Here is a 22,049-nt window from a genome sequence, read left to right on the forward strand (position 1 = left end):
GTGCAGTGCAATTTCACATTACTATGTTACGGGTCACACAGCGCAGCGGCCAGATCCGGCGGATCGGGCCCCCCACAGCGGAGTTGCACATGACCAGGCGCACCCACGCCGCCCTCGCGGCGGCCCTCGCGGCGACCCTCACCCTCGGCCTCGGGGCCTGCTCCAACGACAAGAGTGACAGCGGCAGCGACGCCGCCCCCTCCGACAGCAAGGGCCCGGGCGCCGCGTCCGGCTCGATCATCGGCGGCACCCCCGTCAAGGGCGGGACCCTCACCGTCCTGACCAACCAGGACTTCGCGCACCTCGACCCGGCCCGCAACTGGGTGGTGCCGCACATGGACTTCGGCACCCGGCTGCTCTACCGGACCCTGACCACCTTCAAGTCCGAGCCCGGCGCCACCGGCAGCGAGATCGTCCCGGACCTCGCCACCGACCTGGGCAAGTCCTCCGACGGCGGCAAGGTGTGGACCTTCACCCTCAAGGACGGCCTCAAGTACGAGGACGGCACGCCGATCAAGTCCGCCGACATCAAGTACAACGTCGAGCGGTCCTACTCCCCGGACCTCACCGGCGGCCCCGACTACGCGATCCAGTACCTGGCCGGCGGCGAGAACTACAAGGGCCCGCTGAACGGCGAGCACCTGGCGAGCATCGAGACCCCGGACGACAGGACGATCGTCTTCCACCTGAAGCGCCCGGTCGCCGAGTTCTCCTCCACCGTCTCGCTGCCGACCTTCTCCCCGGTGCCGCAGTCCCAGGAGAAGGGCACCCAGTACGACGCCCGGCCGTTCTCCTCCGGCCCGTACAAGATCGAGACCTACGACCGCGGCAAGCAGCTGGTGCTGGTCCGCAACACCAACTGGGACCCGGCCACCGACACCGTCCGCAAGGCCTACCCGGACAAGGTCGTGGTCACCCAGGGCATCAAGGGCGGCCAGGCCGACGACCGGATCATCGCCAGCGACGGCGCCGACGCCAACGCCATCAACATGCCGTGGATGCAGCACGAGACCGTCGCCAAGGTGCTGCCCAAGCCGGACGTCAAGGCCCGGATGGCCGCCGAGGTCACCGGCTGTACCGACATGCTGTACCTGAACACCGCCAAGGCCCCCTTCGACGACCCGAAGGTGCGCGAGGCGATGATGTGGGCGGTCGACCGCGACGCGCAGGTGACGGCCTTCGGCGGCCCGGCGATGGCCGACGTGGCGACCTCCTACCTGCCGCCCTCACTGACCGCCGGCGTCAAGTCCGACCCGCTGAAGATCCCGCCGACCGGCGACCAGGAGAAGGCCAAGAAGCTGCTCCAGGAGGCCGGCAAGACCGACCTCAAGGTCTCGCTCACCGTCTCGCTCGGCGACAAGACCCGGGCCGAGGCGATCCAGCAGTCGCTGTCCAAGGCCGGCGTCCAGGTCACCATCAACACCACCGACCCGTCCGCCTTCCAGGACACCGTCGGCGACATCAAGAACGCCCCCGAGCTGACCATCCAGGGCTGGTGCCCGGACTACCCCTCCGGTGCGACCTTCCTGCCGTTCCAGTTCGACGGCCGCACCATCAAGGAGAAGGGCAACCAGGGCAACCTGAGCCAGTTCAAGGACCAGGCCACGATGGACCGGATGGACCAGATCGCGGCCATGACGGACGTCAACGAGGCCAACAAGGCCTGGCAGCAGCTGGACCAGGACCTGGCGAAGAAGGCCCCGGCCGTCCCGCTGATCTGGCAGCGCCGCCCCCTGCTGGTCGGCACCAACGTGGCCGGCGCGTTCGGCAACTCGGGCTTCGCCGGCATGATCGACCTGGGTGCCGTCGGCCTCAAGGACCCCGCCAAGGGCAAGTGAGGGACCGGCAGCGATGAGTACCACCACTGAGCCCCCCGCCGTGGCCGACGCCACGGCGGGGGGCGCCAAGAAGAGTGCCGGGCGCGGGCCCTGGCGGCTGGTCTGGGACCAGCTGTGGGCCAAGGGCCCGGCCCGGTTCGGGCTGATCACCGTCGGCCTGCTGGTCCTGGTCACCGCGCTGGCGGGCCCGCTGAGCTCGCTCGGCGGCTGGACCCCCGAGGAGTTCGACAAGCGCGCCATCGACCCGTACCTGGGCGGCGTGCCCAGGGGCGACTTCGGCGGCATCAGCGCCCGGCACTGGCTGGGCGTCGAGCCGGGCACCGGCCGCGACCTGTTCGCCCGGGTGCTGCACGGCGGGCAGGTCTCCCTGCTGATCGCCTTCACCGCGACCGCCGTCGTCGTGGTCACCGGCACCCTGGCCGGCATCGCGGCGGGCTACTTCGGCGGCCGCGTCGACACGCTGCTGTCCCGGCTGATGGACCTCACGATGTCCTTCCCCTCGCTGATCTTCATGATCGCGATGATGTCGGTGGCCAAGGACGTCAACCGGATCCTGCTGATCACCCTGGTGATCGGGCTGTTCACCTGGCCCGGCATCGCCCGGGTGGTGCGCGGCCAGACCCTCTCGCTCAAGCACCGCGAGTACGTCGAGGCCGCCAAGGTCGGCGGGGCGCGCTCCTGGCGGATCCTCACCCGCGAGATCCTGCCGAACGTCTCCGGCCCGATCATCGCCTACACCACCCTGCTCGTCCCCGGCATGATCGCCACCGAGGCCGCGCTCAGCTACCTCGGCGTGGGCGTCCGCCCGCCGACCGCGTCCTGGGGCCAGATGATCGCCGAGAGCATCGTGCACTACGAGACCGACCCGACCTACTTCCTGATCCCGACCGCCTTCCTGTTCGTCGCCGTGCTCGCCTTCACCCTGCTCGGGGACGCGCTGCGCGACATCCTCGACCCCCGGGGAGGCCGGTCGTGATCCTCTACCTCGGCCGCCGCCTGCTCGGTGTGGCGGGCATCCTGCTCGCCATCTGCGCCATCACCTTCACCATCTTCTACCTGCTGCCCAACGACCCGGCCGCGGCCGCCTGCGGAAAGACCTGCAGCCCCGAGCGGCTCGCCGACGTCAAGGCGGCGATGGGCCTGGACAAGCCGGTCTGGGAGCAGTTCCTGGCCTACCTCGGCGGCATCTTCGCCGGCCGCGACTACGGCTCCGGCCCCAGCGCGGTGCACTGCGGCTTCCCCTGCCTCGGCTACTCCTACGAGTACGGGCTGCCGGTCTGGGACCTGCTCACCGACCGGCTGCCGGTCTCCGTCTCGCTGGCCCTCGGCGCGGCCGTGCTCTGGCTGCTCCTCGGCCTCGGCGCGGGCGTCACCTCGGCGCTGCGCAAGGGCCGACCGGTCGACAAGACGCTGATGGTGCTGTCCGTCGGCGCCGCCTCGCTGCCGGTCTACTTCACCTCGATCATGCTGATCTGGGGCGTCGTCAGGACGGCCGGGCTGCTGCCCTACCCCTCGTACCACAAGTTCACCGAGAACCCCTTCGAATGGGGCTCCAACCTGCTGCTGCCGTGGATCGCGCTGGCCCTGCTGTACGCGGCCATGTACGCCCGGCAGAGCCGCAACTCGATGATCGAGGCGATGGCCGAGCCGTACATCCGCACCGCCCGGGCCAAGGGCCTGCCGCCGCGGACGGTCACCGTCAAGCACGGGCTGCGCGCCGGGATGACGCCGATCCTGACCATCTTCGGCATGGACCTCGGCGGCCTGCTGGCCGGCGCGGTCATCACCGAGTCGATCTTCGGCCTGCCCGGCGTCGGCCGGCTGTTCTACGACGGCCTGGCCCGCTCCGACCAGCCCGTCATCCTCGGGGTCACCCTGCTCGCGGCCTTCTTCATCGTCGCGGCGAACCTGCTGGTCGACCTGCTCTACGCGTTCGTCGACCCGAGAGTGAGGTACTGATGACCAGGCTGTTGGAGGTCGAGGACCTCAAGGTCGCCTTCGACACCCCGCGCGGCACCGTCCGCGCGGTGGACGGGATCTCCTTCGCCGTCGAGGCCGGGCGCACCCTCGGGCTGGTCGGCGAGTCGGGCAGCGGAAAGTCCGTCACCTCGCTCGCCGTCATGGGCCTGCACCGCGGCGCCGCCGTCACCGGCTCGATCCGGCTGAACGGGCAGGAGCTGAACGGGCTCGGGGAGCGGGAGCTGGGCACCGTCCGGGGCCGCCGGATCGCGATGATCTTCCAGGACCCGCTGTCCAGCCTGCACCCCTTCTACACCGTCGGGGAGCAGATCGCCGAGCACTACCGGGTGCACTTCAAGGCCAACCGCAAGGCCGGGCGGGCCAAGGCGGTGGAGATGCTGGCCGAGGTCGGCATCCCGGAGCCGGCCCGCCGGGTCGACGAGTACCCGCACCAGTTCTCCGGCGGCATGCGCCAGCGCGTCATGATCGCCATGGCGCTCGCCTGCGAGCCCGAGCTGCTGATCGCCGACGAGCCGACCACGGCCCTCGACGTCACCGTCCAGGCGCAGATCCTCGACCTGATCGCCCGGATCCAGCAGGAGCGCGGCCTGGGCGTCGTGATGATCACCCACGACCTCGGCGTGGTCGCCCGGGTCGCCCACGAGGTGCTGGTCATGTACGGCGGCCGGGCCGCCGAACAGGCCCCGGTGGACCGGCTGTTCGCGCAGCCCGCGCACCCGTACACGCGCGGCCTGCTGGACTCGCTGCCGCGCCTGGACGACGCCGACGACGCCCCGCTGCGGGCCATCCCCGGCAGCCCGCCGTCGCTGATCGCCCCCGCCCCCGGCTGCTCCTTCGCCCCGCGCTGCGCCCGCACCACCGCGGCGTCCGCCGAGGAGCACACCCGCTGCCTGGCCGAGCGCCCCGTGCTCGACCGGCTCGCCCCCGGCCACCAGGCCGCCTGCCACCTGCCGCTGGTGCCGGAAGGGGTGCTGTGATGACCACACCGTCGACGAAGGGCGCGACCGCGCCGCTGCTGTCCGTCCGGGACCTGGTGAAGACCTTCCCCGGCCGGCGCGGCCGCACCGGCCGGCCCGGGGCGCCGATCCGGGCGGTGGACGGGGTGAGCTTCGACGTCGGCGCGGGCGAGACGCTCGGCCTGGTCGGCGAGTCCGGCTGCGGCAAGTCCACCACCGGGCGGATGATCGTCCGGCTGCTCGACCCGACCTCGGGCACCGTCACCTTCGACGGCACCGAGATCGGCGGGCTCTCCCAGGCCCGGCTGCGCCCGCACCGGCGCGACCTCCAGATGGTCTTCCAGGACCCGTACTCCTCGCTCAACCCCCGCCAGACGGTGGCCCGGATCATCTCCGAGCCGCTGCTGGTCCAGGGCGGGAGCGCGGCGGACGCGCGCAAGCGGGCCGGTGAGCTGATGGAGCTGGTCGGGCTGATCCCCGAGCACCTGGACCGCTACCCGCACGAGTTCTCCGGCGGCCAGGCCCAGCGCATCGGCATCGCCCGTTCGCTGGCCACCTCGCCGCGGCTGGTGATCGCCGACGAGCCGGTCTCCGCGCTGGACGTCTCCATCCAGGCCCAGGTGGTCAATCTGATGGAGCGGCTCCAGAAGGAGCTGGGGCTGGCGTACGTGTTCATCGCGCACGACCTCTCGGTGGTCAAGCGGGTCTGCGACCGGGTCGCGGTGATGTACCTGGGCCGGATCGTGGAGATCGGCGACAAGGCCGAGGTGTACGGCAGCCCCGCGCACCCGTACACCAGGGCGCTGCTGTCCGCCGTCCCGCTGCCCGACCCGGAGGCGGAGCGCAACCGGGAGCGGATCGTGCTGCTCGGCGACCCGCCGAGCCCGGCCGACCCGCCGCCCGGCTGCACCTTCCACCCGCGCTGCCCCAAGGCCCAGGACATCTGCCGGACCGAGCGGCCGCTGCTGAGGATCGCCGGGCCCGGCGAGCGGCAGGCCGCCTGCCACTTCCCGGAGGCCTGAGGCCGCACAAGCCCCCGGTCGGACGCGGCGGGGAACCCTGCGAGGGCCGCGTCCGGCCGGGTTCCACCCTTTCCCCGCCCACTTTCCGCGCCCGCTCCTGCTGCCCGCTCACTCCTCGGCGGGCAGCAGGCCCTCCTCCGGCAGCAGCCGGCGCGGGCCGGGCCCCTCGGCGGCCAGCTCGTCCCCCGGGTTGAGCACCCGGCAGCGGCGCAGCGACACGCAGCCGCAGCCGATGCAGCCGGTCAGTTCGTCCTCCAGCCGCTCCAGTTCGGCCCGGCGGGCGCGCAGCTGTTCGGCCCAGCGCCGGGAGATCCGCTCCCAGTCGTGCTTGCCGGGCATCCGGTCCTCGGGCAGGCCGGTGAACACCTCGGCGACCTCGGAGAGCGGGATGCCGAGCCGCTTGGCGACCAGGATGAGCGAGATCCGGCGCAGCACGTGCCGCCGGTAGCGCCGCTGGTTGCCCGTCGTGCGCTCGGAGGAGATCAGCCCCTGGTCCTCGTAGAAGCGCACTGCCGAGGTGGCGATCCCGGCCCGCCGGGCCACCTCGCCGACGCTCAGCAGATCGACCGGCGCGGTGGTCATGGCGGCTCCTTGACTTCAAGTTCTCTTGAAGTCCTAGCGTACCGGACGTGACCGAATCAGCTGCCGTCGACAACGACACCACCACTGCCGAGCTGGACAGTTGCCCGTCGGATTCGCCGTCCGCGGCAGCCCCCGGCGGGTGGCGCGAACTCTTCTCCCGCCGCTACGCCGCCTCCGCCTCCATCCTGGCCGGCGGCGTCGCGCTGTACGCGATGAACCTCTACTTCACCGCCGCCCTGATGCCCTCGATCGTCGCCGACATCGGCGGCGAGCGGTACTACGCGTGGGTGGCCACCGGCTTCCTGATGGCCGCCGTCATCGCCTCGATGCTGGTCAGCCGGCTGCTGGACCGCCTCGGCGCCGCCCGGGCCTACGTGCTGGGCTTCCTGGTCTTCGGCGCCGGCGCGGTGGTCAACGCGCTCAGCCCGTCGATGGCGGCGCTGATCCTCGGCCGGGTGGTGCAGGGCCTCGGCGGCGGGCTGGTGGCCGGGCTCGGCTACGCCGTGATCCGCAGTGCCCTGCCGGAGCGGCTGTGGACCCGCGCGGCCGGACTGGTCTCCGCGATGTGGGGCGTCGGAACGCTGGTCGGACCGTCGCTGGGCGGGCTCTTCGCCCAGATCGGCGCCTGGCGCGGGGCGTACGTCCTGCTGCTGGTCGCCGCGCTGGTGCTGGCGGTCCTGGCCCGCCGGGTGCTGCCCGGGCGCCCCGGCGCGGGGCACGGCAGTGGCCCGGTGCCGCTGGCCTCGCTGCTGCTGCTCACCCTGGCGGCGGCCGCCTTCAGCGTCAGCTCGACGGTGCCGAGCGGCTGGCCGACGGCCCTGTGCCTGCTCGCCGGACTGGCGCTGCTGGTGGGCTTCGTGGCGGCCGAGCGGCGCGGGGCGGCCACGGTGCTGCCGCAGCAGACCTACCGGGCCGGCAACCCGCTGAAGTGGCTCTACCTGACCGTCGCGGTGCTCTGCGCGGGCGTGGTGACGGAGAACTTCATCCCGCTGTTCGGCCAGCAGCTGGGCGGCCTCTCCCCGCTGGTGGCCGGGTTCCTCGGGGCCACGACCTCGGCCGGCTGGACCACCGCCCAGCTGTTCAGCGTCGGGATCGGGACGGCCCGCGGCCGGGCCCTGGCGATCCGCACCGCACCGCTGGTGCTGGTCGGCGGGCTGCTGGTCCACGGGCTGACGCAGACCGGGCACGCCTCCGGGCCGCGGGTGCTGCTGTGGGCGGTGGCGCTCTTCGCCGCCGGCACCGGGATAGGCCTGGCCTTCCCGCACCTGAGCGTGGCCGCGATGCGCAGCAGCGGCGACCCGGCGGAGGGCGGCAAGGCGGCCGCGGCGATCAACACCACCCAGCTGATCGCCTTCTCGGTGACCTCGGCGCTGGCCGGCACCCTGGTCAACCTGGGCGGGGACACCCCGGTCGACTCGGCCCGGTACATGACCCTGGGGATCGCCGCGATCACCGCCCTCGGGGTGGCCACCGCCGCGCGCACCGCCCGCAGCCTCGGGCGCTGAGCCGAGGCGGCACGAGCGGCCCTGCGGCGGGCACGGGCGGCCCCGCCGTGGCGGCACGAGCAGGCCCCGGATCCCTTTTCGTCGGGGGGATCCGGGGCCTCTTCCACGGGGCTTCCCGGCTCAGGAGGCCGGGCCCACCCGGACGGTGGTGATCTTCCCGCCCTGGGACTCCCGGACGACCTCGATCTTCGTGTTGGTGTCCGGCACCTTCACCGTCAGCTGCGGCGTGGCCGGGTCGCCGTACACCCCGGTGCGGTCGTTGAAGACCGGGACGGCCGGCTTCGACGGAATGCGCACCGCGACGCCGCCCTTGTGCAGGGTGAACGGCGTGGTCGGCTTGAGCGAGAAGGTCGCGTCGTAGGTCTGCGCCCGCCCGTTGACCAGCGTCCCGTCGGCGAAGCGGATCGGCGCCGGGCGGGCGTCGATCGGCAGGATCAGCCCGCCGCCGGGGTGGTCCTTGGTGTTGTTGTCACCGTACGAGGTGTCCCACAGCCAGATCAGGACGCCCTCCTGGTACGGGTAGTTGTCCACCACGTTGGCCTTGCCCGCGACGCCGCTGTAGCCGAAGTTGTACGGGCCGGTCTTCAGGAACGCCCCGTAGCCGGTGTAGCGGCGGTTCTCGGCGAGGTACGCGCGCGGGTGCTGCTTGACGGCGGTGCGGCCGTCGATGGCGGTGAAGCCGTTGGTGGTCCAGCCGTTCGCGCCGTTCTCGGCACCGTCGGTGAACAGCTCGGCGCCGCCGGCGGTGGCCTTGACGGCGTCCACCAGCACGCCCCGGCCGTGGGTGTTGCTGTCCGAGGTGACGTGGAAGCGCAGCCGGACCTGCCGGCCGAGGTAGCCGTCCAGCGGGATGTGCAGCTGCTTGTAGGCGCCGGACGCGCCGCTCAGCCCGGGGGTGTTGGCGCTGGTGTTGCCGATCGGGGCGCCGTCCACGGTGCCGCCGAGGGCGGTCCAGTGCTTGCCCTCGTCGGTGGAGGCCTCGACGGTCAGGAAGTCGTAGTCCTGCTCGGTGTCGTACCAGACCGCCGCGTCCAGGACGGCCGGACCGGCGGCGGTGCGCAGGTCGACGTCCCGGGCCAGGGAGTTGTCCTGGTTGTCGCCGGTGTCGCTCCACCACTGCCTGGCGCCCTCGTACGGGTCGGCGAGGTCGGTGCGGGTGGTGCCGTCCGGCAGGTGGACCAGGACGGCCTGGGCCTGGTCGGTGTTGTAGCTGCTCACGCCGAGGGCGTGGGTGGAGCGGGTGGCGGCCTGCGCCTCGTCGTAGTCGAGCCAGCCGAACTGCAGCTTGCTCCAGGCGTCGAGGTCGCCGGGGTAGCCGCCGGTGGTGTTCGGGCCCTTGCCCAGGTACGAGCCGGAGGACATCAGCGACCAGAAGTTGACGCTGTTGTCACCGCCGTTGGTGGGGTAGAGGTCGGGCAGGCCGAGGTTGTGGCCGTACTCGTGGGCGAACAGGCCGACGCCGCTGTTCTCGCCCCCCTGGACGTAGTCGTAGACGTACAGGCCGGTGTCGCCGACGGGGGCGCCGCCGATCTTGTTGCCCTCCGGGCCGGTCTGTCCGGTCGCGTCCGGGAAGGTCCAGCTGCGGTGCGCCCACAGTGCGTCGGCGCCCTGGGCGCCGCCGCCCCAGGTCTCGTCCACGCCCGCGTGCACCACGACGACGTTGTCCAGGTAGCCGTCCGGCTGGGCGAACTCGCCGTCCTTGTCGTGGTCGTAGCGGTCGTAGACGTCGTACTGGGCGAGCTGCGCCTTGATGTCGGCGGCGGAGCGGCCCTTGGCGATCTCGCCGTCGTACCAGGCCTTGACGGCGTCCCGGACGAACTCCTGCCCCTGGGTCCAGGCACCGGAGCCCTGCGGGCCCTTGTTGCTGCCGTAGCGGGCCTCGTTGTACGGGAGGGTGACCCAGTCGCTGACGGTGCCCTCGACGTCGTACCGGCCGGAGGACTGGGTGCGGTAGTAGTTGCGCATCGACACGGCGCCGGGCGAGTCGTCGAAGAACAGCTTCTGGTAGTAGTCGCGGTTGAAGTCCTGCGACCACAGGGTGTGGTTGTCGTCCTTGCCCGGCTTGGGGATCAGGTTGTGGGCCGGGCCGGGGGTGCCGCCGTAGCGGGGCCGGCCGTTCCACTGGGTGGTGTTGTCCACCGCGTCGCCGAACTGGGCGAGGATCACGAAGACCTTGTCCGTGCGCTGGTGCGCGAGCTGGACGTAGTCGTTGCCGATCTTCACCTTCGCCGGGGCCCGCTTGCCGGCGCTCTTGGCGACGGAGCCCTTGTTGAGCTGTTCCAGGGCCTTGCCGCGCAGCGCCTGGCGCTCGCGCTCCTGGGGGGCCAGCGGGGCGGGCGGGGCCTCGGCGCCCTGTTCGGCGTCGGCCCGGGCCGCGGCGAGGGTGGCGGGGGCCGGGGGTGCGGCCTGGGCGGGGGTGCCCAGCAGGGTGGCCGCTATCGCGCCGGTGGTGAGCGCGGCGGCGAGGGCGGCGGACAGTCTGCGCAACTGACCGGTCCTTTCGGGGGGATGGGGGTCCTTCAGGTCATCAGTCGGTGAAGCGCAGGTAATATTTCACATGTGACGGGTCACGTGGAAGAGGTGTGGAGCAAGCGGAAGGGCGCCGCACCAGGAGGTACGACGCCCTTCGCCTGCCGGACCGTCAGCCGGTGGTGTACTCCAGGGCCACGCTGACCACCACCAGTACGCCGTACACCAGCGCGAGGGTGCTCCGCCCGGTGGCGTGTAGGGCGAGCGCGCCGGTGCCGAGGACCAGCAGCTTGACCACGATCTCCGCACCGACCGGCAGCCGGACGGCCGGCCCGCCCGCGGCCAGGAACAGCGCCCAGACGCCGGCCGCCAGGGCCGGCGCGCCGAGCCCGAACAGCAGCCGCAGGCCGGTGTTCGGGCCGGCCCGGAAGCCCCAGTAGCAGAGCGACGCCAGCAGGGCGAGCTCCAGCCCGAAGGCGAGTCCGGCGTTGCCCGCGGTCAGCGGCGTCCACTGCCGCTGCCCGACCGGGCCGGGTCGGTCGATCCTCATCCGCGTTCTCCCCGTCGTACTGGCCCGCCCGGACCGGGCGGCGATCGTGCGGAGTGTCGCAGCCCGGCCCGGGCGGTGCAACGGACTACCCCAGGGACGCCCGCAGGAAGGCGAGTTCGGCCTCGGCCAGCTGCTCCATCAGCCCGCCCGGGGTCATGTGGGTGGCCCCCGGCAGCGGCAGCACGCTGTGCGGCCGGCCGGCCCTGGTGAGCGCCTGGGAGAGCAGCAGGGTGTGCGAGGGGTGGACGTTGTCGTCGGCCAGCCCGTGGATCAGCAGCAGCGGCCTGGTCAGGGCGGGCGCGTCGGTGATCAGGCAGTCGTCGGCGTAGCCCTCGGGGTTGTCCTGCGGCAGGCCGAGGTAGCGCTCGGTGTACGCGGTGTCGTAGAGCCGGAAGTCGGTGGGCGGGGCGCCCGCGCAGGCGGCGTGGAAGACGTCCGGGCGGCGCAGGACGGCGAGCGCCGCGAAGTAGCCGCCGTAGGACCAGCCGCGCACGCCCACCCGGCCGAGGTCGAGGTCCGGGTGCTGTTCGGCGAGCGCGTGCAGGGCGTCGACCTGGTCGTCCAGCGCCACCTGGGAGAAGCGGCGGAAGATGGTGCGGGTGAACTCGGGGGAGACGAACGGGGTGCCGCCGTTGTCGACGGTGACCACCGCGAAGCCCTGGTCGGCCCACCACTGCTTGAGCTGCCAGCGGCGCGGCTCGTTGGCCACCGCCTGGTAGCCGGGCCCGCCGTAGACGTCCAGCAGGACGGGCAGCCGCCGGCCCGGGACGTGGTCGCGCGGGTAGACCACGGCGCTGGGCAGGGAGCGCCCGGTGACCCGGGCGAGTCGCGGCTCCACCCGGTGGGGCAGCGCGGCGCTGTGGTCGGTGAGCGGCAGCTCGCGGCCGTCGCGGCTGACGACGCGCCGCACGCCCTCCGGGCCGGCCGAGGTGAGCAGCAGGGTGTCGGCGGCGGCGAGGGCCGTGTGGGTGCCGGGGCCGGAGGCGAGCGGCTCGGGGGCGCCGCCGTCCGGGTCGACCAGGTGGACGTACTGGTCGAAGGGGTCGCCCTCGCCGGTCTCGCAGAGCAGTCGGCCGTTCAGCCGGCCGACGACCCGGCGGATCTGCAGGCCGGTGGTGTCCAGGGGCTTGCCGTCCAGCGCGAGGCCGCGGGTCTGCGGGGTGTCGTGGACGGTGAGCAGCCGGCCGTCGGCCAGCCGGGCGGGGGTGCCGGGCAGGTCGTCCACCCAGAACTCGTCGGTGGTGCGGGAGAGTTCGGTGCTCGTGCCGGTGGCCGGGTCGGCGCTCAGCAGCAGCACGTTCTGCTGCAGGCGGTCGGCGACGGTGAGCAGCACCTCCTCGGTGGAGGCCCAGGAGGCGGCGCAGACGTACGGGAACTCCTCGGCGTCCCACCGCAGTCGGACCCGGGTGCCGTCCAGGCCGAGCACCCAGAGCTGGACGTCCGCGTTGGGGCCGCCGGCCTGCGGGTAGGCGAAGTCCTCGGGGGCCTCGCCGGGGTGCGCCGGGTCGGCGAAGTAGCGCCGGGGGACGGCGGATTCGTCCACCCGGGCGGCCAGCAGCGCGCCGCCGTCCGGGCGCCACCAGTGGCCGCGGGAGCGGCCGAGCTCCTCGGCGGCGGCGAATTCGGCGACGCCCCAGCGGGCGCCGTCGGCGGGGGAGAACGGTTCGAGGGCCGGGGTGACGTACAGGGCGTCCTCGGCGACGTAGGCGACGCGCTGCCCGGTGGCGTCCGGCCGGGGGTCGAACGCGGGCCCGGCGACGGGGAGTTCGTCGCTGGTGCCGGCGGTGGTGTCGGTGCGGAACAGTCGGCCGTCCAGGGTGAAGACGGCGGTGGCGAGGTCGGCGGTGGCGGCGTACGTGCCGATGCCGGCGGCGACCAGCCGGGTGCGCTCGCGCAGCCGGCGCTCGACGACGGGCAGGTCGTCGCGGCGGCCGGTGCGGCCGGGCAGCAGCGCGGCCGGGTCGGCGACCAGGCGCTCCTCGCCGGTCGCGGTGTCGAGCAGGTGGAGGCGGTCGACCGGATCCTCCGGACCGGTGGAGCGGAGCAGCAGCAGCCGGGTACCGTCCTCGGCGAGGGTGTACGCACGCGGCGCGCCGAAGGCGAACCGGCCGGTACGGGCGCTGAGGGCAAGGAAGGCGTCGGTGTTGGTCACGGCCCGATGGTGGTCGCGAGGTGTGGGCCCCGACCAGTAGTCTGTCATGTGAAATGTCACACATCAGTGCGTGCCGGTGCCGACCGGCCCGCCGAGACGTCGAGCCACCGGCGCGCCGACCACCGGCGCGCCGGCCAGCGGAGGAAACCGTGACCGAGGACCTGCGGACCGCCGAACCCCCGGCCCCCCTGCCCGCCGCCGACCGGCTGTTCAGCGTGTCCCCGCAGACCGCGCACCTGAACCACGGCTCGTTCGGCGCCGTGCCCGTCCCGGTGCAGCGGGCGCAGGAGCGGCTGCGCACCGAGCACGAACGGGACCCGGACGGCTTCTTCGCCGACCTCCCCGCCCGGATCGCCGCCGCCCGCGCCCTTCTCGCCGCCGAGCTGGACACCGACCCGGACCGGCTCGCGCTGGTCGCCAACGTCACCGAGGCGGTCGCGATCGCCCTGGACAGCATCCCGTTCGCCCCCGGCGACCGGATCCTGGTCACCGACCACGGCTACGGCGCGGTGACCCGGGCCGCGGTCCGCAAGGCCGCCGAGACCGGAGCCGACGTGGCGGTCGTCGAGGTGCCGCTGGACGCCCCGGACGAGCAGGCCGTCCGGGAGGCGGTGCTCGCCGCCGTGGACGGACGCACCACCGTCGCGATCCTGGACCAGCTGACCTCGCCCACCGCCCGCCTGGTGGCCGGCCCGGCCCTGCTCGCCGACCTGCGCGCCCGCGGCGTGACCACCGTGGTGGACGGCGCCCACGCCCCCGGCATGCTGCCCGCCCCGATCGATCCGAACGCCGACTTCTGGTTCGGCAACCTGCACAAGTGGGCCTTCGCCCCGCGCGCCACCGGCGTGCTCGCCGTCCGCCCCGAGTGGACCGCCCGGGTGCGCCCGCTGGCACTGTCCTGGGAGCACGACAAGGGCTTCCCGGGCAACGTGGAGTGGCGCGGCACCTGCGACTACACCCCCTGGCTGGCCGCCCCGGCCGGCTTCCAGCTGCTGCGCGACCTCGGCCACGCGGAGGTGGCCGCCCACAACACCGCCCTCGCCGCGTACGGCCGCCGGGTGCTCGCCGAGCGGGCCGGACTGGCGCCGCTGCCCGCGACCCCCGGGGTCTGGATGAGCACCGTCCGGCTGCCGGACGGGTTCGGCGAGACCGAGCCCCAGGTGAAGGCGCTGATGGCCGAGGTGTGGCACCGGCTCGGCACCCGGATCGCCGTCCGCCCGTGGGCCGGCGGCGGGGTGCTGCGGGTCAGCGCGCAGCTGTACAACCGGCCGGAGGAGTACGAGCGGCTGGCGGACGGGCTGGTGGAACTGCTGAAGGGCTGAGCCCCGGGGCCGGGGCCGGGGTGGTCCCGGTGGTCCCGGTGGTCCCGGTGGTCCCGGTCGTCCAGGTCACGGAAAAACGGTGCTATCGATGTCACTCCTCCCGGGTAACCTCTCGCTGAGATGCGAGATCACACCAACCACACCCGGACGGCGATGAACACCCCCGATCCAGAGCCCCAGGACGACCAGGAGCTCGGCCCCGCCGAGGCGTACGCGGCCAGCCGTCGCCGGGCCAAGGAGCAGGCCACCGCCCTGTACGGCTTCCAGCAGCTGTACGACTTCCCGCTGGACGATTTCCAGCTGGAGGCCTGCGAGACGCTGGAGGCCGGCTCCGGCGTCCTGGTCGCCGCCCCCACCGGCTCCGGGAAGACCATCGTCGGCGAGTTCGCCGTGCACCTGGCCCTGGCCGCGGGCCGCAAGTGCTTCTACACCACGCCGATCAAGGCGCTCTCCAACCAGAAGTACGGGGATCTGGTCAAGCGCTACGGTGCCGCCAAGGTCGGCCTGCTCACCGGCGACAACACCGTCAACGGCGACGCACCCGTGGTGGTGATGACCACCGAGGTGCTGCGCAACATGCTCTACGCGGGCTCCAGCACCCTCGACGGCCTCGGCTACGTCGTGATGGACGAGGTGCACTACCTCGCCGACCGCCTCCGCGGCGCAGTCTGGGAGGAGGTCATCATCCACCTCCCCGAGTCGGTCACCCTCGTCTCGCTCTCCGCGACCGTCTCCAACGCCGAGGAGTTCGGCGACTGGCTGGACACCGTGCGCGGCGGCACCAAGGTGATCGTCTCCGAGACCCGCCCCGTGCCGCTGTGGCAGCACGTGATGGCCGGCAACCGGATGTACGACCTGTTCGCCGACCCCGACCGCGACGGCCGCCCCAAGCACAACCTGAAGAACCCCGGCAAGGCCGTCAACCCCGAGCTGGTCCGGCTCGCCCGCTCCGAGCTCGACCGCAACCCGCGCGACCGCTTCGGCCGCGGCCGGGGCCGCTCGATGCCCAACGGCCGGCCGGGCCGGGTCTGGACGCCGAGCCGCGTGGACGTCATCGACCGGCTCGACGCCGAGGGCCTGCTGCCCGCGATCACCTTCATCTTCAGCCGGGCCGGCTGCGAGGCCGCCGTCCAGCAGTGCCTCAGCTCCGGCCTGCGGCTCAACAAGGACGCGGACCGCGCCCGGGTCCGGGCGATCGTCGAGGAGCGCTGCGCCGACATCCCCGACGAGGACCTGCACGTCCTCGGCTACTTCGAGTGGCTGGACGGGCTGGAGCGCGGCATCGCCGCCCACCACGCCGGGATGCTGCCCCGGTTCAAGGAGGTCGTCGAGGAGCTCTTCGTGAAGGGCCTGGTCAAGGCCGTCTTCGCGACCGAGACCCTGGCGCTCGGCATCAACATGCCCGCCCGCTCGGTGGTCATGGAGAAGCTCGTCAAGTGGAACGGCGAGACCCACGCCGACATCACCCCCGGCGAGTACACCCAGCTCACCGGCCGGGCCGGGCGGCGCGGCATCGACATCGAGGGCCACGCCGTGGTCCTCTGGCAGCGCGGCCTCGACCCCGAGGCGCTGGCCGGCCTGGCCGGCACCCGCACCTACCCGCTGAAGTCCTCGTTCCGGCCCTCCTACAACATGGCCGTCAACCTGGTCTCCCAGTTCGGCCGGCACCGCTCGCGCGAGCTGCTGGAAACCTCCTTCGCCCAGTTCCAGGCGGACCGCTCGGTGGTCGGCATCGCCCGCCAGGTGCAGCGCAACGAGGAGGGGCTGGAGGGCTACCGCGAGTCGATGACCTGCCACCTCGGCGACTTCGACGCGTACATGGAGCTGCGCCGCAAGCTCAAGGACCGCGAGAACGAGATGGCCCGCGAGGGCAGCAGCCAGCGCCGTGCGGCCGCCGTCGAGTCCATCGAGCAGCTCAAGCCGGGCGACGTCATCCACGTGCCCACCGGCAAGTTCGCCGGCCTCGCCCTGGTCCTCGACCCGGGCCTGCCGCCGGTCAACCGCTCCGGCCGGGGCGGCCCGCGCCACCCCGACTACCAGGACGGCCCCCGCCCGGTGGTGCTCACCGCCGAGCGGCAGGTCAAGCGGCTCGCCATGATCGACTTCCCGCACCCGGTCGTCGCGATCGAACGGCTGCGCATCCCCAAGTCCTTCAACCCGCGCAGCCCGCAGTCCCGGCGCGACCTCGCCTCGGCCCTGCGCACCAAGGCCGGCCACCTGGAGCCCGAGCGGTTCCGGCGCGGCCGCGCGGCGGCCGCCGACGACCCGGAGATCACCCGGCTGCGCACCGAACTGCGCCAGCACCCCTGCCACGGCTGCTCCGACCGCGAGGACCACGCCCGCTGGGCCGAGCGCTACCACCGGCTGCACCGCGACACCGAGCTGCTGGAACGCCGGATGCGCTCGCGCACCCACACCATCGCCCGCACCTTCGACCGGGTCTGCGGACTGCTCACCGACCTCGGCTACCTCAGCGGAGACACCGTCACCGACGACGGCAAGCGCCTCGGCCGGCTGTACGGCGAGCTCGACCTGCTCGCCTCCGAATGCATCCGCGAGGGCGTCTGGAGCGGCCTGGCCGCCGCCGAACTCGCCGCCTGCGCCTCGGCGCTGGTGTACGAGGCCCGCCAGTCCGACGACGCCGGCGCCCCCCGGGTGCCGGAGGGCGCGGCCAAGGAGGCGCTCGGCAAGATGGTCCGGATCTGGGGCCACCTGGACGCCCTGGAGGAGCAGCACCGGATCAACACCGCGGAGGGCGTCGGCCAGCGCGAGCCCGACCTCGGCTTCGCCTGGGTCGCCTACCGCTGGGCGCTCGGCCACAACCTCGACCAGGTCCTGCGCGACGCCGACATGCCGGCCGGCGACTTCGTCCGCTGGACCAAGCAGCTGATCGACGTCCTCGGCCAGATCCAGGACGCCGCCGGCGAGGACGTCGAACTCCGCCGGACCGCCCGCAAGGCCGTCGACGGCCTCCGCCGCGGCATCATCGCCTACTCCTCCGTGGGCTAGCCGGACACCCGAAGGGGCCCGCCCGCTCACCCGAGCGCGCGGGCCCCTTCGCTTTCCCCGCCCCACCCCGTGCGGCCTCGGCTTCGCCTCGCCGCTTCGGCTCTCACGGTGTTGCGTGGGAGGTCGGCCCGGCCGACTTCCCACGCAGCAGAAGGTACGGCGCCGCCGCCTGAGCGGCGGGCTCCGGCGGCGGGGTTGTCGCGGCCTCGCTCGACCTGGGCGAGGCCGCGGCCCGGTGGCGCGGTCAGCCCGTCATCGCCCGGTGTTCGGCCCGGGGGCCGGTGCCGGTGAGGTGGCCGTCGCGCGGGGCCGGGTCGGGCCGGTCCTCCCGTCGGGTGGCGACGGTCAGGCAGGCCGCGATCAGCACGATGTTCTTGAGGATGTACTGCCCCTCCAGCGTCGGGACGGGCGGGATGCCGTGCACCCACACGTCGTCCGGCAGCAGGACGAGCGTCGCGAACACTCCGGCCATGTGCACGAAGAACACCGCCAGGACGACGGGGAGCAGCAGCCCGGTGACCAGTCCGGCCCCGATGGCGACCTCCATGAGGGCCAGCAGCGGTCGCGAGACGCCGGGCGGTACCAGGTCGAAGGTCAGCCGGCTCATGCAGCGGGTGGCGAGGTCCTCGGCGGGGCTGGCCCCGGGGATGAACTTGAGTACCCCGAACCAGAGGTACACCGCCCCGACGCTGACCCGCAGGACTCCGGGGGCCACCCGCCGGTAGCCGTGGGAGAAGTCCTCGGCCCGGCGTCTGCCCGTCCGCACGGCGCGTGCGAGATGCGACTCCATTCGCCCCTCCATCAGATCCCTTTCAGAGTTCCCGGCACCCAGGAGGACGGGGCACACCGCGGTCGGCGGGATCCGGGTGAGGGGCGGCCCGAAGCGCCGACCGGGCACGGCTCGTCGGGTGCCGGCTCGGAAGGCCGCAGCTTAGCGCCCTGCTGCCGCGGCGGAAAGGTTCGGCGCAGCGTCGGATGGCGGGGGCGGCTCGTGGGAAGTCGGCCCGGCCGACGTCCTACGTCCGGGGGTGTCGGGGCCCGGCGGCGTCGAGGCGGCGGACGAGTTCGCGCAGGGCGCGCAGTTCGCGGTCCAGGGCTTCGGCGCCGTGGGCGGTGAGGGAGACCCAGGTGCGGGGGCGGCGTCCGACGTAGCCCTTGGCGACGGCGACGAGGCCGGAGTCCTCCAGGACCTTGAGGTGGCGGGACAGGTTGCCGTCGGTGGCGCCCAATTGCTCCTTGAGGAAGCCGAACTCGACCCGGTCGGCCTCGCGGGCGATAGTCAGGATGCCGAGCCGGACCCGTTGGTGGACGGTGTCGTCCAGTACCAGGGTCGGGTGCGGCTCCTCGGCTTCGTCGGCAACGCTCATCGGAGACCTCCATGGATGCCCCCGGCTTCAGCCGGGGGAGGAAATGGATCTCCTGCGGAGCAGGGCAACGGGCCGCGTTTCGCCGTTGGGCGGACCGTAGCGCTCTGACCGGGAGATTCGATCGTTACAAGTGATCGCGCTAGGTTGTGAGTGTGACCGCGAACCATGTGAAGCGGGCGTTCAAGTACCGCTTCTACCCGACCGGTGCGCAGGCGGCCGAGCTGTCGCGTACGTTCGGATGCGTGCGCAAGGTCTACAACATGGCGTTGCAGGCCCGGACCGAGGCGTGGACGCTGCGCCAGGAGCGGATCAACTACAACGCCACCTCCGCGATGCTGACGGCGTGGAAGAAGACCGAGGAACTGTCCTATCTGTCCGAGGTTTCGTCCGTTCCGTTGCAGCAGGCTCTGCGGCACCTGCAAGGGGCGTTCGCCAACTTCTGGCTCAAGCGGGCGAAGTACCCGACGCTCAAGTCCCGGAAGAAGTCCCGCAGGTCTGCCGAGTACACCAGCTCCGCGTTCCGCTACCGAGACGGCGTGCTGACCTTGGCGAAGATGGCCGAGCCGCTGGACATCGTGTGGTCGAGGCCGCTCCCGGAGGGTGCGGTCCCGTCCACGGTGACCGTGTCGCAGGACAGCGCGGGACGCTGGTTCGTCTCGATGCTGTGCGACGACCGGCCGACGATGCCGGCCCCGGTGAATGCCGCGGTCGGGATCGACGCCGGGATCACCAGCCTCGTGACGCTCTCCACGGGGGAGAAGATCACCAACCCGAAACACGAACGCCGTGACCGCCGGCGCCTGGCCAAGGCTCAACGGGAACTGTCCCGCAAGGCCAAGGGCTCGGCCAACCGCGAGAAGGCCCGCAAGAAGGTCGCGCGTGTCCACGCGCGGATCGCCGACCGGCGCCGCGATTTCCTGCACAAACTCACCACCCGACTCGTCCGTGAGAACCAAACGGTCGTGATCGAGGACCTGACGGTCCGCAACATGCTCAAGAACCGCAAGCTCGCCCGCTCCATAAGCGACGCTTCGTGGACCGAGCTGCGGTCCATGCTGGAGTACAAGGCCCAGTGGTACGGCCGCGAGCTGATCGCCGTCGACCGGTGGTTCCCCAGCTCCAGGCTGTGCTCGGCCTGCGGCACCCTGCAGGGCAGGATGCCGCTGAACGTCCGCGAGTGGACGTGCGGCTGCGGGACGACCCACGACCGGGACGTGAACGCAGCTGAGAACATCCTGGCCGCCGGGCTGGCGGCAGCAGCCTGTGGAGACGGTGTAAGACCTCAACGGAGCACTCCGGGCGGGCGGTCGTCGGTGAAGCAGGAAGTCGTCCCACCGCCGCGCTCACGCGCAGCGGCTCAGCCGCGAGGCTGAGGGGAAGCCCCTCCTTTAGGGGGGAGGAAGTCAAGAGGCGACCGTACGGGATGCTCCCGGTGCGCGGCGGGCCGCCGTCCACTGCGCCAGCCCGGCGGCCAGCAGGACCGCCGCGAGCAGCAAGGCCTTCGGCTGCGGGCCGTCGGCCCAGCCGCCGTCGCCCCGGTCGAGCCACGGCAGCCAGCCGCTCTCCCAGGGTGCCGCGAGGTAGGCGGTGAGCAGCGCCGTGTGGACGAGTCCGGCGGAGGCCGCCAGGGGGCTGCGCTCGGTCAGCCCGAGGACGATCAGGCCGGCTCCGACCGCGTACCAGGGTGAGGCGTACGTGTTGGCGAGCATGTCGAGCACGAACGGCACCCGGCGGACGGACAGCAGGGCGACCAGCACGGCGGCGACCAGGACGCCGGCGCCGACCGTGGTGGCGAGCAGGCCGGCGCGGCGCGGGACGATCCCGCGGGCCTCGCCGCGCCGCCGGTACCAGCGGGACAGCAGCAGCCAGGCGAGCGGGAGCAGCGCGTACCAGACGCCCCAGGCCAGGAAGCGGAGGACGGCTCCGTCGAACTCGCCGGCGAGGCACGGGGCGTCCGGTGCGTGCGGGACGCAGAGGCCGATGAGTTCGGAGTACGCGAAGAGCGGATAGGACGTGACGGACCGCCCGTTGGCGCCGAAGTTGTAGGCCTGGCTGGAGATCGGCACGGCGGCCAGGGCGAGCAGGCCGAACCCGAGCAGCGGGACTCCCGAGCCGCGCAGCCGGGTCCGGGCCCGGGCCCGGAGCCCTTCCGTCTCGGCGAGGAGTTCGGCCGGGCCGGGCCGGTGCTCTGTCGTCATGTTCCACCCCTTGTCGCGCGCGATCGCTTTGCTGTGCCATGAACTTTGCATCGCAAAGTGAGCTGCGGTCAAGGGCACTTGGGGCCGGCGGGCCCCGGGAACGCCGAGGGGCCCGCACGTTCGCGTCGAACGTGCGGGCCCCTGAGAGGATTCGGGCTCAGCGGGTGGCGAGGGCCTCCAGGACGCGGTCCAGGGAGGTGCCGAGGCCCCAGCGGGCGGAGAGCTCCTCCAGGGTCATCGGGTAGAGCGGCTCGCGGGGGAGGGCCGGGTCGAAGTCCGGCAGTGGGGCGTCGTCGGCGACGCGGACGACCTTGGGGGCGACGTCGAGATAGCCGGCGCCCTCGACGATGTTGCGGCGGCGGGCCGGGGTGAGCCTGGAGCCGAGGTCGAGGGCGGCGGTGCGGATGGCCGCGAGGTCGCCGTACTCGTTGATCAGCTGGGCGGCGGTCTTCTCGCCGATGCCCTTGACGCCGGGCAGGCCGTCCGACGGGTCGCCGCGCAGGGCGGCCATGTCGGCGTACTGGGCGCCGCGCACGCCGTACTTCTCCAGCAGCAGCGCGTCGTCGGTGACCTGGAGGTTGCCCATGCCCTTGACCGGGTAGAGCACGGTGATCCCGCGGGCGTCGTCCACCAGCTGGAAGAGGTCGCGGTCGCCGGTGACGATCTGCACCGGTCCGGCGGCGCGGGCGGTGAGCGTGCCGATCACGTCGTCCGCCTCGTAGTCGGGGGAGCCGACCCGGGCGATGCCGAGCGCGTCCAGCACCTGCTCGATCACCGGGACCTGCGGGGCCAGCGTGTCGGGCACCTCCTCCTCGCCGTCCTCGGCCGCCTCGGCGACCCGGTGGGTCTTGTAGGAGGGGATGAGGTCCACCCGCCACTGGGGGCGCCAGTCGGCGTCCATGCAGGCCACCAACTGGTCGGGCCGGTGGTCGTGGACCAGTCTGGCGATGAAGTCCAGCAGCCCACGGACGGCGTTGACCGGCTCACCCTGCGGCGAGCGCAGGGTGTCCGGTACGCCGAAGTAGGCCCGGAAGTACAGGCTGGCGGAGTCGAGCAGCATCAGTCGCGGTGCGGTCACGACTCAGCATCATGCCGCACC

Annotated in this window: 17 protein-coding genes; 9 read left to right on the forward strand and 8 right to left on the reverse strand. The window is 72.7% G+C overall.

Features of this window, described 5'->3' with window-relative positions; all coding sequences use genetic code 11:
• Positions 1–89: 89 nt before the first annotated feature.
• Genes ACFVVA_RS25770 through ACFVVA_RS25790 form a run of 5 tightly spaced genes read left to right on the forward strand, consistent with a single transcriptional unit; the run spans position 90 to position 5,796 of the window.
• Complete coding sequence (locus ACFVVA_RS25770; protein ID WP_387693045.1) at positions 90–1,838, forward strand: ABC transporter substrate-binding protein; 1,749 nt, start codon at positions 90–92, stop codon at positions 1,836–1,838.
• A gap of 13 nt (positions 1,839–1,851) precedes the next feature.
• Positions 1,852–2,814 (forward strand): ABC transporter permease, encoded by a 963-nt coding sequence (locus ACFVVA_RS25775; RefSeq protein WP_387693047.1) that lies wholly within the window; start codon positions 1,852–1,854, stop codon positions 2,812–2,814.
• Entirely contained in the window at positions 2,811–3,797 is a 987-nt protein-coding gene (locus ACFVVA_RS25780; RefSeq protein WP_387693049.1) for an ABC transporter permease, read from the forward strand. The genes ACFVVA_RS25775 and ACFVVA_RS25780 overlap by 4 nt, the downstream gene beginning before the upstream one ends.
• Positions 3,797–4,795, forward strand: a complete 999-nt coding sequence (locus ACFVVA_RS25785) for an ABC transporter ATP-binding protein (RefSeq protein ID WP_380544636.1) — start codon at positions 3,797–3,799, stop codon at positions 4,793–4,795. Before ACFVVA_RS25780 ends, ACFVVA_RS25785 begins: the two co-directional genes overlap by 1 nt.
• Positions 4,795–5,796, forward strand: a complete 1,002-nt coding sequence (locus tag ACFVVA_RS25790; protein ID WP_387693051.1) for an ABC transporter ATP-binding protein — start codon at positions 4,795–4,797, stop codon at positions 5,794–5,796. Before ACFVVA_RS25785 ends, ACFVVA_RS25790 begins: the two co-directional genes overlap by 1 nt.
• A 108-nt stretch (positions 5,797–5,904) precedes the next feature.
• Here ACFVVA_RS25790 and soxR read toward each other — a convergent pair whose 3' ends face one another.
• Positions 5,905–6,378: a redox-sensitive transcriptional activator SoxR gene (gene soxR / locus ACFVVA_RS25795; protein ID WP_387693053.1), complete on the reverse strand. Its 474-nt coding sequence runs from the start codon at positions 6,376–6,378 to the stop codon at positions 5,905–5,907.
• Between the two features lie 47 nt (positions 6,379–6,425).
• Here soxR and ACFVVA_RS25800 point away from each other — a divergent pair, with 47 nt between their 5' ends.
• Positions 6,426–7,883, forward strand: coding sequence for an MFS transporter (locus tag ACFVVA_RS25800; RefSeq protein ID WP_387693055.1), 1,458 nt, complete (start codon positions 6,426–6,428; stop codon positions 7,881–7,883).
• A 120-nt stretch (positions 7,884–8,003) separates the two neighbouring features.
• Here ACFVVA_RS25800 and ACFVVA_RS25805 read toward each other — a convergent pair whose 3' ends face one another.
• The 3 genes from ACFVVA_RS25805 to ACFVVA_RS25815 form a co-directional block, all read right to left on the reverse strand.
• A complete protein-coding gene (locus tag ACFVVA_RS25805; RefSeq protein ID WP_387693058.1) occupies positions 8,004–10,370 on the reverse strand; it encodes an immune inhibitor A domain-containing protein in 2,367 nt (788 codons plus the stop codon).
• A 154-nt stretch (positions 10,371–10,524) separates the two neighbouring features.
• Positions 10,525–10,902 carry a YrdB family protein gene (locus tag ACFVVA_RS25810; protein ID WP_387693060.1) on the reverse strand — a complete coding sequence of 126 codons (378 nt, stop codon included), beginning with the start codon at positions 10,900–10,902 and terminating at the stop codon, positions 10,525–10,527.
• Positions 10,903–10,987: 85 nt separating this feature from the next.
• Positions 10,988–13,054 carry a prolyl oligopeptidase family serine peptidase gene (locus tag ACFVVA_RS25815; RefSeq protein WP_387693062.1) on the reverse strand — a complete coding sequence of 689 codons (2,067 nt, stop codon included), beginning with the start codon at positions 13,052–13,054 and terminating at the stop codon, positions 10,988–10,990.
• 149 nt (positions 13,055–13,203) lie between these two features.
• On the opposite strand from ACFVVA_RS25815, the gene ACFVVA_RS25820 reads away from it, so the two are divergent.
• Together ACFVVA_RS25820 and ACFVVA_RS25825 are read left to right on the forward strand one after the other, a co-directional pair.
• Positions 13,204–14,376 (forward strand): aminotransferase class V-fold PLP-dependent enzyme, encoded by a 1,173-nt coding sequence (locus ACFVVA_RS25820; protein ID WP_387693064.1) that lies wholly within the window; start codon positions 13,204–13,206, stop codon positions 14,374–14,376.
• Between the two features lie 153 nt (positions 14,377–14,529).
• Positions 14,530–17,385 (forward strand): DEAD/DEAH box helicase, encoded by a 2,856-nt coding sequence (locus ACFVVA_RS25825; protein WP_387693151.1) that lies wholly within the window; start codon positions 14,530–14,532, stop codon positions 17,383–17,385.
• 244 nt (positions 17,386–17,629) lie between these two features.
• Here ACFVVA_RS25825 and ACFVVA_RS25830 read toward each other — a convergent pair whose 3' ends face one another.
• Both ACFVVA_RS25830 and ACFVVA_RS25835 read right to left on the reverse strand, forming a co-directional pair.
• Entirely contained in the window at positions 17,630–18,175 is a 546-nt protein-coding gene (locus tag ACFVVA_RS25830) for a DoxX family protein (RefSeq protein ID WP_387693066.1), read from the reverse strand.
• A 226-nt stretch (positions 18,176–18,401) separates the two neighbouring features.
• Positions 18,402–18,752 (reverse strand): winged helix-turn-helix domain-containing protein, encoded by a 351-nt coding sequence (locus tag ACFVVA_RS25835; protein ID WP_387693068.1) that lies wholly within the window; start codon positions 18,750–18,752, stop codon positions 18,402–18,404.
• Between the two features lie 146 nt (positions 18,753–18,898).
• Here ACFVVA_RS25835 and ACFVVA_RS25840 point away from each other — a divergent pair, with 146 nt between their 5' ends.
• On the forward strand, positions 18,899–20,125 hold the full coding sequence (locus ACFVVA_RS25840; protein WP_387693070.1) for an RNA-guided endonuclease InsQ/TnpB family protein: 1,227 nt from the start codon (positions 18,899–18,901) through the stop codon (positions 20,123–20,125).
• A gap of 30 nt (positions 20,126–20,155) precedes the next feature.
• Here ACFVVA_RS25840 and ACFVVA_RS25845 read toward each other — a convergent pair whose 3' ends face one another.
• The gene (locus tag ACFVVA_RS25845) at positions 20,156–20,950 is read right to left on the reverse strand and encodes a hypothetical protein (protein ID WP_387693072.1); all 795 of its coding nucleotides are present in this window, start codon (positions 20,948–20,950) and stop codon (positions 20,156–20,158) included.
• A gap of 157 nt (positions 20,951–21,107) precedes the next feature.
• Positions 21,108–22,010: a 5'-3' exonuclease H3TH domain-containing protein gene (locus tag ACFVVA_RS25850; protein WP_387693153.1), complete on the reverse strand. Its 903-nt coding sequence runs from the start codon at positions 22,008–22,010 to the stop codon at positions 21,108–21,110.
• Between the last annotated feature and the right edge of the window lie 39 nt (positions 22,011–22,049).

The organism is Kitasatospora sp. NPDC058048 (genome assembly GCF_042885555.1).
Taxonomy (GTDB): Bacteria; Actinomycetota; Actinomycetes; order Streptomycetales; family Streptomycetaceae; genus Kitasatospora; species Kitasatospora lactacystinica.

Coding starts and splice junctions, on each gene's coding strand:
- ACFVVA_RS25775 (WP_387693047.1), top strand. CDS start 1,852: ATGAGTACCACCACTGAGCCCCCCGCCGTGGCCGACGCCACGGCGGGG.
- ACFVVA_RS25850 (WP_387693153.1), bottom strand. CDS start 22,010: ATGCTGCTCGACTCCGCCAGCCTGTACTTCCGGGCCTACTTCGGCGTA.
- ACFVVA_RS25830 (WP_387693066.1), bottom strand. CDS start 18,175: ATGGAGTCGCATCTCGCACGCGCCGTGCGGACGGGCAGACGCCGGGCC.
- ACFVVA_RS25845 (WP_387693072.1), bottom strand. CDS start 20,950: ATGACGACAGAGCACCGGCCCGGCCCGGCCGAACTCCTCGCCGAGACG.
- ACFVVA_RS25790 (WP_387693051.1), top strand. CDS start 4,795: ATGACCACACCGTCGACGAAGGGCGCGACCGCGCCGCTGCTGTCCGTC.
- ACFVVA_RS25810 (WP_387693060.1), bottom strand. CDS start 10,902: ATGAGGATCGACCGACCCGGCCCGGTCGGGCAGCGGCAGTGGACGCCG.
- ACFVVA_RS25770 (WP_387693045.1), top strand. CDS start 90: ATGACCAGGCGCACCCACGCCGCCCTCGCGGCGGCCCTCGCGGCGACC.
- ACFVVA_RS25825 (WP_387693151.1), top strand. CDS start 14,530: ATGAACACCCCCGATCCAGAGCCCCAGGACGACCAGGAGCTCGGCCCC.
- ACFVVA_RS25785 (WP_380544636.1), top strand. CDS start 3,797: ATGACCAGGCTGTTGGAGGTCGAGGACCTCAAGGTCGCCTTCGACACC.
- ACFVVA_RS25835 (WP_387693068.1), bottom strand. CDS start 18,752: ATGAGCGTTGCCGACGAAGCCGAGGAGCCGCACCCGACCCTGGTACTG.
- soxR (WP_387693053.1), bottom strand. CDS start 6,378: ATGACCACCGCGCCGGTCGATCTGCTGAGCGTCGGCGAGGTGGCCCGG.